This is a genomic window from Streptomyces sp. NBC_01384, from assembly GCF_045040035.1.
Taxonomy (GTDB): Bacteria; Actinomycetota; Actinomycetes; order Streptomycetales; family Streptomycetaceae; genus Streptomyces.
Map to the genome: position 1 here is coordinate 7878586 of NZ_CP109559.1, position 11978 is coordinate 7890563.

Consider the following 11978-nt stretch of genomic DNA (forward strand, 5'->3'; position numbering starts at 1 on the left):
GTGATCGGTTCAGCGTCCGGCGGGGCAGCGATCCCAGGGTGTGCCCGACTCGAAAGAGCCGGGCACAGTCCAGACGCTGGCACTGCGTCACCGCCAGTGACGCCGCACACGGGCTCTACCCAAGGATCGGCCCGGACTCGTCCGCGCTCGTTACCGCTTCCACCCCTCGGGGCCACGCGATAACCCAGGATCCTTAAGAGTTCCAGAGACGCTCCCACCGGACGTGCAAGGCCCGGACAACGACCTGGCCGACCTGCTCGACCACTATGTGCAGCGCGCGGCGGCCGATCCGACAGCCCGGATGTACGTCTTCGGGCAGCGCTTCGGGCCCGAGCCGAAGATCAAGGACAAGGTCTTCGGCTTCCTGCCCGGAAACGGCGTGCACGACGTCCACATGAACCAGGGCAACAGTCGCAACTTCCAGCGCGACGACGGTGTGTGGCAGGACGGCGGGCTGCTGATCCACTGCCCGGCCCAGTCCCGCTGGGTCGGCATCTTCCTCGCCTTCCAGAGCCAGTCGTGGCACACGGACGACACCACCGGGCACACTCTCCCCACGGACGGCTCCCGCCCCGGGCCCGGCAGTCAGCCGGTGCGCATCGTGGCGGCTCTGGCCAACCCCCGGGGCCCGGCCCCGGAGGTCGAGACCGTGACCCTCGTCAACGCCTCGCCCGACCCGGTCGACCTCACCGGCCGGCGCGTCGCCGACCGTCTCGACAACGGATGCCCGGTACCGCCCGGCCCACTGGCCCCCGGCACCTGGCTGACGGTTCCCGTCACCAACGGCCTCGAACTCGGCAACAACGGCGGCCAGCTCACCCTCCTCGACGCGAACGGCCTCAAGGTGCACGGTGTGTCGTACACCGCCGAACAGGCCCGACGCGAGGGCTGGACCGTCGTGTTCTGATACCGCTCCAGCGGGTCCGGCCGGTTCCGCAAGGCGGCGGCCATGTCCCACGCGGCGGGATCGTGGCGCTGCTGGAGCGCATGCGTCGTCACCCGCCAGATCTCATGGTCGGCGCGGGGCCGGTCGGCGCCTCGGTGTAGAACTGGGCGCGGAGGCTCACCACGGCGCAGCGGCGACGGTGTGCGGAGTCGGAGGTCATCGGTGGAGGGCCGACCTCTCCGGCTCCTGGTGCGTTCTGTGGATCGGTGTACGGGTCTTGTAGTGACATCCGCACATTATCTAGGGTCGCTCCAGATGCAAGCGCTTTCTGAATGGGAGGGGTGCCGACGATGGCGCTCACCGCGATCGACGTACGAGACCACACCCACGTAAAAGACACCCAACACCTCGACCACAGCGACGTGGAAGAACTGCGCGACCCCTCTCAGGAGCCCCAGTGACAGCCCGCAAGACCTTCCTCGCCGCTCTCCCCGGCACCGGTGCCGTCCTCGACACCGACTTCGTCGAGTTGCTCACCGCGACCGCCGAGACCCGTGCCAAGGCGGTCCTCGACGGGTACGCCGCCGATCTCGTCGAACTCCGCGAGGGCGGCGAGGCCCGCGCCGCGGCCCGTTCGCTGCGTACGCTCGTGTCGGTGTACGTGTACGAGGGCTCGGCGTACCACCACTCCGCCGCGCTGCTCGGCCCGCTCGCCGACCTCGTGGACGCGCTCGCCGAGGAGCAGTACGACAACGGACTGTGGGAGCACGGGGCGGACGGCAACCCGGCGGACACCGCCTTCTCGATCGTCGACCTGAACCTGACCTACCACCTGCTGGACGAGGACGCCCACGAACCGACCACCGGGCTGCGGGCGACGATCGAGCGGATCCTGCGCCTGGCGGGCCCCTCCCTCGCGACCGGTGGCGTGCACACCGCGAACCATCGTTGGCTGGTGTGCGCGGCCCTCGCCCGCATCCACGCCCGCTGGCCCGACCCCGCCTGTCCCGAGCGCATCGACACCTGGCTCGCCGAGGGCATCGACCAGCTGCCCGGCGGCGAGTACAGCGAGCGCAGCCCCAACTACTCGGCGGCGGTGACCAATCCGGCGCTGCTCGTGCTGGCCCGCCATTACGGACGTACGGACTTCTACGCGAACGTACGCGACAACCTCGCGGCAAGCCTGTACGTCATCGAGCCCGATGGCGAGGTGGAAACGGTCCATTCGCGCCGCCAGGACCAGACCCGCATCCGTCATCTGCCCGAGTTCTGGCTCCAGTACCGGGAGATGGCGCTGCGCGACGGCGACGGACGGTTCGCGGCGGTGGCCGCGCTGCTCCAGGAGCGCGGCACCGACCAGACCTTCGGCGAGACCCCGCTCGGGGACCGGCTGGCCCAGGTGCTGGACCAGCCGGAGCTGGCCGCCCGGCTGCCCGAAGTGGCCGAGCTGCCGGACGACTTCGAGCACCACGACGACAGTTGCCGCCTCGTCCGGGTCCGGCGCGGCGCGCACACGGCGAGCGTCTTCGGCGGTACGGACTTCCCGGAGCTGCACGCCATCTCGTCGGGCCTGTCCACCAACCCGACTTTCTTCAAGATGCGCAAGGGCGCGGCGATCCTGGACTCGCTGCGGCTGGCCCCGCAGTTCTTCGCGCTGGGCCACTTCCGGGCGGAGGGACTGGAGCGCACGGACGACGGCTGGCGGCTGCACGCCGAGGTCCGCGGTGCCTTTCACCTCCCGCTGCCGCCCGAGCACCGACGCCCCGCCGGCGACTACGCCCTCAGCGACGACAGCCGCTTCTGGTCCGCGATGGACTTCCCGCACCGGCCGAAGGAGTACCGCACGCTCCGTACCGAAGTCCTGGTCCGGGAGGTCGGCGCCGGAGCCTGGGACATCTCCTTCGACCTCTCCGGCGAAGGCTGCGCGAGCCCGCTCGCCCTGGAACTCTGCTTCCGCCCCGGCGGCACCCTCACCGGAGACGGACTCGAACCCGTCCCCGGCTCCCCGGACACCCACCAACTCGTCTCCGGCGAGGCCACCTACACCGTCGGCGCCGACCACATCACCTTCGGCCCCGGCAACGGCAAGGGCGGCCGGCAGCCGGCGGTGGTGGACCCGGGGGAGCGCTACGCCTGGATGCGCGGCTCCCTGACACCGGACGGGGTGCGGGTGCTGATCACGGGCCGCTCGCCACTGACGTACCGGCTGACACTGCGCTGACCGATCGCGTGGTCACGCCGGGGGTTCGGCTGCCAGGAGCTGGGTCGCGGCCAGTTCGCGGTAGAGGTCGTCGTCGTCGACCAGGGAGTGGTGGGTGCCCACGGCGCGGACGTCGCCGTGTTCCAGGACCACGATCTGGTCGGCGTCGGTGACCGTGGACAGGCGGTGGGCGATCAGGAGGACCGTGCAGCGGCCCCCGGCACGCGCGACGAGTTCGCCGAGCGCCTGTTCGTTGCGGGCGTCGAGCTGGGCCGTCGCCTCGTCGAGGAGCAGTACCTGGGGGCGGCGCAGCAGGGCACGGGCGATGGCGAGGCGCTGGCGTTCGCCGCCGGACAGGGTGACCCCGCGCGGACCGACGGGGGTGTCCAGGCCCTGGGGAAGGCGGGCGAGGAGGCCGTCGAGGCGGGTGACGGCCAGGGCCTCGGCCAGCTCCTCCGCAGTGGCGGAGGGCGCCGCGTACAGCAGGTTCTCGCGGAGGGTGCCGGCCATCACGGGAGAGTCCTGCTCGACGTACGCGATCCGGCGGCGGACCTCGGCGCGCGGCAGGGCGGAGATGTCCTGGCCGCCGATCCTGATCGTGCCCGCGGTCGGCTCGTAGAAGCGCTGGAGGAGCGAGAAAAGGGTGGTCTTGCCCGCGCCCGACAGGCCGACGAGCGCGGTCCGGGTGCCGCCGGGGACGGTGAAGCTCACACCGCGCAGGGCCGGGGCGCGGCCCGGGTAGGCGAACTCGACCCCGGTCAGCTCGATGGCCGGTGGCGCGGCGTGGGCGGGGGCGTGCGCGGGCGCGGGAGCGTCGATGTCGTCCTCGACCGGCAGTCCGCCCGCCTCCTGGATCCGGCCCACCGCGCCCAGGCCCTGCTGGAGCTGGGCGGCGCCGCCGACCAGCTGCGACACCGGGCTCGCCAGGAAGAACACGTACAGGAGGAAGGCGATCAGCTCGGAGACGGACATCGTGTGGTTCGCGACGAACGTGCCGCCCACGCCGAGCACCACCAGGAACGCGGTCTGGATGGCGGCCCCGCCGACCATGGTGACGAGGGCGCTGTAGCGGGCGCCGACCAGCCCGGCCGCGTACGCCTCGTCGACCGCGTCCTCGGCGGTGCGCGTCTCGCGGCCCTCGGCGCCGTTGGCCTTGACCGTGCGGGCCGCGCCGAGGGTGCGGTCGAGTACGGCGCCGACCGCGCCGACGGAGGCCTGGGAACGGGCCACGGCGGCCTTGATCCGAGGCAGGATGACCGTGATCACGACGCCGACCAGGGTCAGCACCAGCAGGGTGACGCCGAGCAGGCGGGCGTCGAGCGTCGCCATCATGAACAGTGCCCCGGCGAAGGTCAGGGCGCCGTTGACCGTCATGATCAGGCCCTCGGTGGCGGCGCTCTTGAGCAGCGTGCTGTCGGAGGTGACGCGGGCGATGAGGTCGCCGGGGGCCCGCCGGTCCAGTTCGGCGACCCGCAGCCGGATCAGGCGGTGCACAAGACCACGCCGCACCTCCCGGACCACCCGCTCGGAAGTCCGTTGCTGGAGCCAGGCGTTGAGGCCGGTGAGCAGGGCGCCCGCGACCAGGAACACGGCGAGCAGCACGACCGGCGCGACCACGTTGCCACCCTCGTCCAGCCGGTCCAGGATCGCCTGCGCGAACTTCGGTTGCGCCAGCCCCGACACGCTGGCCAGGAGGGTGAGGACGAGGGAGAGGAACAGGACGCGCCAGTGGGGTTTGGCGTAGGCGATGAGGGAAGCCAAGGAGCCGGTGGGGGAGCCGGGGTGTTCTTCTGCGGCGGCTTCGGCCGTCGCCGGGAGGCCGTTCGCGGGGAGGCCGTTCGGCGGGGCCGGGTCGGCCGGCGCGGGTGTTGGTGAGGGGACGGCGGGGAAGCCTTCCGGGCCACGGGCGGCGTCGGGACGGGGGCCCTCGGGCGCCGTCAGGTTCTCGGCCGTGCTGTTCTCGGCCGTGCTGTTCTCGGTCATGCGCCTCGTACTCCGGTCATGGCCGACTCGGCCAGCAGTGTTTCGAGACGGTCCGCGGCGCCGGCGCTGCCGCCCGCGGCGCGGAAGGACTCCCCGATGGCCTCGGCCGCTGTGCGGTGGCCCTCCGCCGGGTCGAGGACGGCCTCGACCGCCGCGCGGATCCTCGCCGCGTCGGCGCGGCCGAACCGCAGCCGTACCCCGGCGCCCGCGTCCACGACCTGTCCGGCCACGATCGGCTGGTCGTCCCGGATCGGCGCGACGACGAGCGGGACACCGTGCCACAGCGCCTCGCACACGGTGTTGTGCCCGGCGTGGCAGACGACCGCGTCGAGCCGTTCCAGGAGGGCGAGTTGGGGCACGTGCGGGCGCACGAGGATGTGCTCGGGGACCGGGCCCTCGACGAGACCGTCGGGGTCGACGAGTACGGCCCGCAGCCGGTCCGCCATGCCGCCCAGCGCCAGTGCCGCCGCGTTGAGGAAACGGGCGCCCGCGTCGTTGTTGGCCGTGCCGAGGCTGACCAGGACGGTGGGCAGGGCGGTGGGCAGGGCGGAGGCGTCCAGCCAGGCCCACGGAAAGTCGTCGCCGCTCACGGGGCGGGCGGCGACGGACGGGCCCACCAGCCAGACCCGGTCGGGGAGTTCGACCGGGCCGAGCAGCGCACGGGTGGTGTAGGCGAGGACGCCGTGGGGTGAGAAACGGGGGTCCGCGGAGCCGGAACCGTCGGCGATCCGGTCGCGTAATTCCGCCAGCAGTCCGTCCAGCCACGCCGCGACCTTGGGCATACCGGCCAGCGGGTCGACCAGTTCGGCGGAGGTGGTGGCCGAGGTCACCCAGATCCGCCCGAGCGACTCGGCGACCAGCGCGCCCGCCACCGCCTGCTGGTCGCAGACGACGACATCGGGGTCGTACGTCTCGATCGCCGCCCGCACGCCGGGCGCCATCGCGTCCGCCAGCGGGACGAGGAAGCTCTCCCAGAGGAACTGGAAGGCCGCCGGTCCCTTCAGGTCGGCGGGCCGGGACAGCCCTTCCTCCGGGAGCGCGCAGGGGAAGACGACGGCGTCGGTCCCCGCGAGCCCACGGACGAGTTCCGGATGGCCCGCCCAGGCGATGTCGTGCCCGCGGGCCGCGAGTACCGCCGCGGTGCCCACGGCCGGGTTGACGTGCCCGACCAGCGGCGGCACCACGAACAGGAACCTGCCCATCTAGAGGGCCTCCCGCAGCGCGTGCGCCTCCTGGCCGAGCAGCAGCCAGTCGCGTACGAGGGCGTACGTCTCCTTGGTGGCCTCCACCAGCACGGAATGGCCGAGGTCGGGCAGGACGACCGTACGGCAGTCGGCGAGCGACGCCTCCAGCATCGTGGTCTGCTCGGAGAGCTTGGACGCGCCGCCGAAGATGGCGAAGACCGGGCAGCGGATCGCGGACAGGTCCTCGTCGAGGAGGCCGCTGAGCGGGATCTCCTCGGCCAGCGCGGTCTCGTCGAGCACCCGGCCCGCCGCCCGGAACGGCCGGGCGTTGCGCTCGCCCGGGTTCTCCCGCAGCCACTGAGTGACCTCCTGGACCACGAGTCCGCCCTGCTCGCCGACCAGGCCCTCGTACATGTTCTCCGCCCAGGTCCGGGCGGGCGGCTCGGCCTCGATGGCGACGACACTGGCGACCCGCTCGGGGCGGGCGGCGGCCATGGCGTAGGCGACGGCGCCGCCGAAGGAGTTGCCGACCAGGTGCACCGGGCGGTCGATCGCCAGCGCGTCGAGCAGCCCGTCGAGGTCGCCGACGAAGTCCTCCATCCGGTAGCCGGTCGGCGGCCGCGAGGTCTTGCCGTGCCCGCGCAGGTCGTACATGACGACGTCGAGGCCCTCCTCGGCGAGCCGCGGCGCGAGGCTGAAGTAGTAGCTGGCGAGAGAGTCGATGAGCAGGCCGTGGACGAGGACCACGACGGGGCGGTCGGAGCCGCTCTCGTGCCCCAGTCGCTGGACGTGTACGTCGATGCCGTTCACCCGCATCGTCGCCATGGTCAGCCCACCTCCGTGATGGTGAGCGAGTCGGTGCCGAGTGAGTCCACGACATAGCCGACGAGATCGCCGACGGTCAGCGCGATGATCTCCTCCAGCCCGCGGTCGGCTATGAACGCGGCGAAGTTGACGCGTTCGCCGTAGAACTCGCGCAGTTGGGCGGAGAGCGTGACGAGGTCGATGCTCTCCAGCTCCAGGTCGTCGTGGAAGGACGTCTCCAGGGTGATCTCGGAGTCGTCGAGCCCGTACTCCTCCAGCACGGTGCGCAGGATCGTCGAGATGTCCGCGAGCGCGGTCGCCGGGTCGGGCGCCGAGGTCCGTTCATCGTCCAACTGGCTTATGGGGCGGTCGAGTTCAGTGGTCATCGTGATTCTCCTGATCGTTGACGGCCGTCCAGGCGACGACGTACTCGGTGCCGGGCCGGCCGGACGGCTGGGGGGTGGTCAGCGCGCAGTGCCGCACGCGGTACTCCTCGCCCGCGATACGGACGGTCAGTCGGTCGTCGTCCGCCGCGGTGATCCGGAACCGGTGGGGCTCGCCGCCGAGTCCGGTGCCGCGCGCCTTCGCCACGGCTTCCTTGGCGGCCCAGAAACGGGTGAACCAGAGACGCTCGGGGCCTCGTTCCGGTCCCTGGGTGAGTGTGTGGAGCAGCTCGCGCTCGGGTGCGGTGAGGGCGACGTCGAGGGTGCCCTCGGGACGGTCGGCGACTTCCTCGATGTCGATGCCGCAGGGGCCGTCGGCCCTGGCCATCGCCACGGCCGTCGCGCCGCGGTGGGCGATCGAGACATGCAGCGCGGGCAGGGTCCTGCCGTAGCCGCCGGTGACGAAGGGGCGGCCCGTCGGGTCGTTGCCGACCCGCACCTCGGCGGGGAAGACGGGACCCGCGCCGCCGTCCCACATCAGCTGCCGTACGGCGTCCTTGGCGGCGATCCGGCCGAGCAGCCACTGCCGTCGGCCGCGCGGGGCGTGCGTCGCGTACCGCTCGCGCTCCTCGCCCGCCAGGATGTTCCGCATGATCAGCTCGCGGGTGGCCAGATCGGGCCACTCCTCGTGCACCAGCGCCCAGCCGCCGGGCTGCATTCGCGACAGGGTGTGGCGCTCGGGCTCCCGGTCCACCTTGCGGATGCGCGGATTGCTGTCGAAACGGCGGTCCTGCCACCCGCTGAACTCCGCCCACACCCGGCCCTGACGGACCAGCTGCATATCGGCTTCGAGCGTGGCGTCGGTGACGGAGGTGATCCGGATCAGGCACTCCAGCCGTTCGCCGGGAGCGGGGTGCGGGCCGTGGAAGCGGATCTCCTTCATGCCGACCGGGAACACCGTGGTGCGCACCGGCAGCCTGGACATGATCCAGTAACCGAGGAGCTGTCCCACGTTGTCGAGCAGAGCGCCCGGCGCGGGCGGGGTGACGAGCACCCCGCGGACATGCCGGTCGCCGACCGCGGTCAGCTCGCTCAGGCCCTGGAAGCGCGGGCCGTGGAACATCCAGCGACGGGTGTACAGCTCCGCCGCGGTCAGCTCGGGCTTCTCCTCCTGTTCGGCCGGGAAGGTCCAAGGCGCGGGAGTCGCGAACGTTCCTTCCTCCGGGGCGAGTTCGACCACCGCACGGGCGTAGGAACCGAGCGAGGCGGTGACCCGGTCCGGGCCCTCGGGGACGATCCGTACGGGGATGTCGATCGCCGGGGTGGCCGTGATCCACTGGTGCAGCCGTACGTGGTGGACGGCCACGGCGCGGCGGCCGGGCGCGGCCCGCTCGGCGAAGTCCATGAGGTGGGCGATCACGGTGGTGCCGGGCACCACGGGCCAGCTGTCGGCGGGGTCGGCCTGGGCAGGCTGCTTGAAGAAGCAGTGATCCAGGAGGTACGGCATGGTGTCGACGGAGACGTGGAGGGTGGTTTCGAGGGGGGCGGGTTCGGGGACGGGGGGCTTGGCGGCGGAGGACTTGGCCGTACGAGGGCCGGGCGCGGCACCGGCGTGGGTGGACCCGGGGCCGCGTCGGCCCGCCGTCACCACGTCCGAGGCGAGCGCCGTCGCGTCCCGCAGCAGCGCGGACAACTCCGCGCCCAGCAAGCCTTGTTGACCGAGGGGGCCGAGGGAGCCGAGGGCACCGAGATCCTGGGGCGTCGCGGCCGAGGTGTGCCGCGGCCGGGTCAGCGCGGCGCCCACCCGCTCGCGGGTCTCCGCGTCCAGCGAGACGTTCGCGCCGCCGAGGTCCAGCCGGATCGGACGGCGTCCCGTACGGGTGGGGGTTGCGGTCGACGTCTTGCCCAGCAGCGAGGCCAGGTCCGGCGCCGCCCCGTCCGCCCACAACGCGCTCGCCACGCGGTGCAGTTGGGGCAGGCCCGAGCGGTGCGGGGAGTGCGCGGGGACCACGAGGTGGTCGCGGCCGTGCAGGGTGTCGTCGATGAGCGAGCCGAGCTGCCCCGCGCCGAGCTGCACGAACGCACGGAAGCCCGCCGCGTACATCGTGTCCACCAGCGGCCGGAAGCGGACCGGTTCCAGCAGATGGCGGACGAACAGCTCGCGCACGGCCGCTGGTTCGCCCGGGTACGGGGCGACGGTCGTCGCGGACCACAGCGGCAGCGCGGCCGGGTGCAGGGTGTAGGTCTCGGCGGCCTTTCTGATCGGGTCGAGGTAGGGCTCCAGCATCGGGGTGTGGAAGCCGGAGCGGAACGGCAGGATCTGCGAGATCACCGCCCGGGACCGGAACACGCCGACGAGTTCGGCCACGGCGGGCTCCGGGCCGCAGATCATCGACTGGTTGGGCGCGTTGTCGTGGGAGAGGACCACGTCCCCGCGGCCGCCCAGCTCCGTCAGCACCACCTCGGCGGGTGCGCCGATCGCCGCGAAGGCCAGCCCGGGGACGCTCAGTGCGTCGGGGTCGAAGCCGGCGAGGAAGGCGTCGACCTCCTCCGGCGCGTGGATTCCGGCGGCGGCCATCGCGGTCCACTCGCCGAGGCTGTGCCCGGCCAGCGCGTCAGGGACGACACCGAGCCGGCGCAGCGCGGAGTCGAGGAGCCGCCCGAGCTCGAAGACGCCGGTGCCCTGCCGGCCCACGTCACCCACGGTGGCGTCCGTGACGGCGCGCGACCAGGGCAGCCCGAAGTGCCGGGCGATGTCCTCGCAGTCGGGCGCGAACTCGGCCTCCAGACCGGGGAAGACGAACGCGAGCTTGCCGCCGCCGGGTCCCAGCAGGGGACGCGGTACGAACCACACGTCGCCCCGGCCCCGCCATCCCTTGCCCTTGGCGACCGCCTTGCGGGCCAGCGCCAGCCGCTTGGCCGTGGGCCCGACGACGGCGAGCCGCACCGGGTCGGCGGCGGGCGCGCGTTCGTCGAGCCCGGCGGCGAGGAGCGCGGAGTCGGAGCGGTCCACCAGCGCGGCCATCGCCTCCAGCGTCGGCGCCGTCAGCCGCAGCACCCGCTCCGGCTCGTACACCTCGGCCACCTCGGTCGCTCGCCGCCTGACCGCGACCTCTTCGAGTACCACGTGCGCGTTGATGCCGCCGAATCCGAAGGCGTTCACGGCGGCCCGGCGGACGGGCTGGCGCTCGTCGGTCCGCCAGGGGCGGGCGGTGTCGATGGGGGCGAACCGGGTGCGGGCGAGCGCCGGGTGCGGGTCGTCGCAGTGCAGGGTCGGCGGCAGCACCCCATGGTGGACGGCGAGCGCGGCCTTGACGAGCCCGGCGACGCCCGCGGCGGGCATGGTGTGGCCGATCATGGACTTCACCGAGCCGATCACGGCGGCCGGTGCGTCGGCGGTCGCATCCTGCGGTGGCGGTCCGAACACCTCGGCTAGCGTGGCGAGTTCGGTGCCGTCGCCCGCCGGGGTGGCGGTGCCGTGTGCCTCCAGGAGTCCGATCGAGCCGGGGGCGGCCGGATCGAGCCCCGCGGCCTCCCAGGCCTGGCGGACCGCACGGACCTGGCCGCCCGAATCGGGCGCCATCAGACTCGTCGTACGTCCGTCGGAGGCGACGCCGGTACCGGTGATCGCGGCGTAGATCCGGTCGCCGTCCCGCTCGGCGTCGGCGAGCCGCTTGAGGACGACGACGCCCGTGCCCTCGCCGATCAGCACCCCGTCCGCGCCCTTGTCGAAGGGCCGGATGCGCTCGCTCGGCGAGAGCGCGCCGAGCTGGCTGAACACGCTCCAGAAGGTGATGTCGTGGCAGTGGTGCACCCCGCCCGCGAACATCACGTCACAGCGCCCGCTGCTCAGCTCGCGCACCGCGTGGTCGACGGCGATGAGCGAGGAGGCACAGGCGGCGTCCACGGTGTAGGCGGGCCCGCGCAGGTCGAGCCGCCCCGCCAGCCGGGACGCGGCGAGGTTGGGCACCAGCCCGATCGACGACTCCGGAGCCTCGGGCCCGAGCCGGTCGGTGAACGCCTGACGCACGGAGTCCAGTTGGTCGGCGTCGAGGTCGGGCAGCAGCTCGCCGAGCGTCCGCACGAGCTGACTCGCGGTCCGTACCCGCTGGTCGAGCCGGACCAGGCCCGGGGTGAGATAGCCGCCGCGCCCGAGCACGACCCCGACCCGGTGCCGGTCGGCGGGCAGCCGGTCCGGGCCGCCCGCGTCGGCGAGGGCCCCCGCGGCCACCCGGAGCGCGATCAGCTGGTCGGGCTCGGTGGCCGGGACCGCGGCAGGCATGATCCCGAACTCGGTGACGTCCACCTCGGCCAGCTCGTCCACGAAACCGCCGCGCCGGCAGTAGACCCGGTCGGCGCGTGGCTTCGCACCGGGCGCGTAGTACTCGTCGGCGTCCCAGCGGCCCGGCGGCACGTCGGTGATGGCGTCGACACCGGAGACCAGGTTGTGCCAGTACGTGGCGAGGTCGGGGGCGCCGGGGAAGAGCACCGACATGCCGACGATGGCGATGGGTTCGGCGCGCGCGCCGGTCATGCCG

At 72.9% G+C, this 11978-nt stretch carries 6 protein-coding genes and 1 pseudogene; 2 read left to right on the forward strand and 5 right to left on the reverse strand.

What is annotated here, in order from left to right; genetic code table 11:
- Positions 1 to 208: 208 nt before the first annotated feature.
- Positions 209 to 907, forward strand: a pseudogene (locus OG747_RS35765) (DUF2278 family protein); the annotation flags it as partial.
- Between the two features lie 436 nt (positions 908 to 1343).
- Positions 1344 to 3107: a hypothetical protein gene (locus OG747_RS35770; RefSeq protein WP_405883483.1), complete on the forward strand. Its 1764-nt coding sequence runs from the start codon at positions 1344 to 1346 to the stop codon at positions 3105 to 3107.
- Positions 3108 to 3119: 12 nt separating this feature from the next.
- Here the strand turns inward: OG747_RS35770 and OG747_RS35775 are convergent, their stop codons facing one another.
- Genes OG747_RS35775 through OG747_RS35795 form a run of 5 tightly spaced genes read right to left on the reverse strand, consistent with a single transcriptional unit; the run spans position 3120 to position 11974 of the window.
- Positions 3120 to 5069, reverse strand: coding sequence for an ABC transporter ATP-binding protein (locus tag OG747_RS35775; protein WP_405883484.1), 1950 nt, complete (start codon positions 5067 to 5069; stop codon positions 3120 to 3122).
- Complete coding sequence (locus tag OG747_RS35780; RefSeq protein WP_405883485.1) at positions 5066 to 6271, reverse strand: glycosyltransferase; 1206 nt, start codon at positions 6269 to 6271, stop codon at positions 5066 to 5068. Before OG747_RS35780 ends, OG747_RS35775 begins: the two co-directional genes overlap by 4 nt.
- On the reverse strand, positions 6272 to 7078 hold the full coding sequence (locus OG747_RS35785) for an alpha/beta fold hydrolase (protein ID WP_405883486.1): 807 nt from the start codon (positions 7076 to 7078) through the stop codon (positions 6272 to 6274).
- 2 nt (positions 7079 to 7080) lie between these two features.
- The gene (locus OG747_RS35790) at positions 7081 to 7443 is read right to left on the reverse strand and encodes an acyl carrier protein (RefSeq protein ID WP_405883487.1); all 363 of its coding nucleotides are present in this window, start codon (positions 7441 to 7443) and stop codon (positions 7081 to 7083) included.
- Positions 7433 to 11974 (reverse strand): beta-ketoacyl synthase N-terminal-like domain-containing protein, encoded by a 4542-nt coding sequence (locus tag OG747_RS35795; RefSeq protein WP_405883488.1) that lies wholly within the window; start codon positions 11972 to 11974, stop codon positions 7433 to 7435. Before OG747_RS35795 ends, OG747_RS35790 begins: the two co-directional genes overlap by 11 nt.
- Positions 11975 to 11978 lie beyond the last annotated feature (4 nt).

Coding starts and splice junctions, on each gene's coding strand:
- OG747_RS35795 (WP_405883488.1), bottom strand. CDS start 11,974: ATGACCGGCGCGCGCGCCGAACCCATCGCCATCGTCGGCATGTCGGTG.
- OG747_RS35790 (WP_405883487.1), bottom strand. CDS start 7,443: ATGACCACTGAACTCGACCGCCCCATAAGCCAGTTGGACGATGAACGG.
- OG747_RS35785 (WP_405883486.1), bottom strand. CDS start 7,078: ATGGCGACGATGCGGGTGAACGGCATCGACGTACACGTCCAGCGACTG.
- OG747_RS35780 (WP_405883485.1), bottom strand. CDS start 6,271: ATGGGCAGGTTCCTGTTCGTGGTGCCGCCGCTGGTCGGGCACGTCAAC.
- OG747_RS35775 (WP_405883484.1), bottom strand. CDS start 5,069: ATGACCGAGAACAGCACGGCCGAGAACAGCACGGCCGAGAACCTGACG.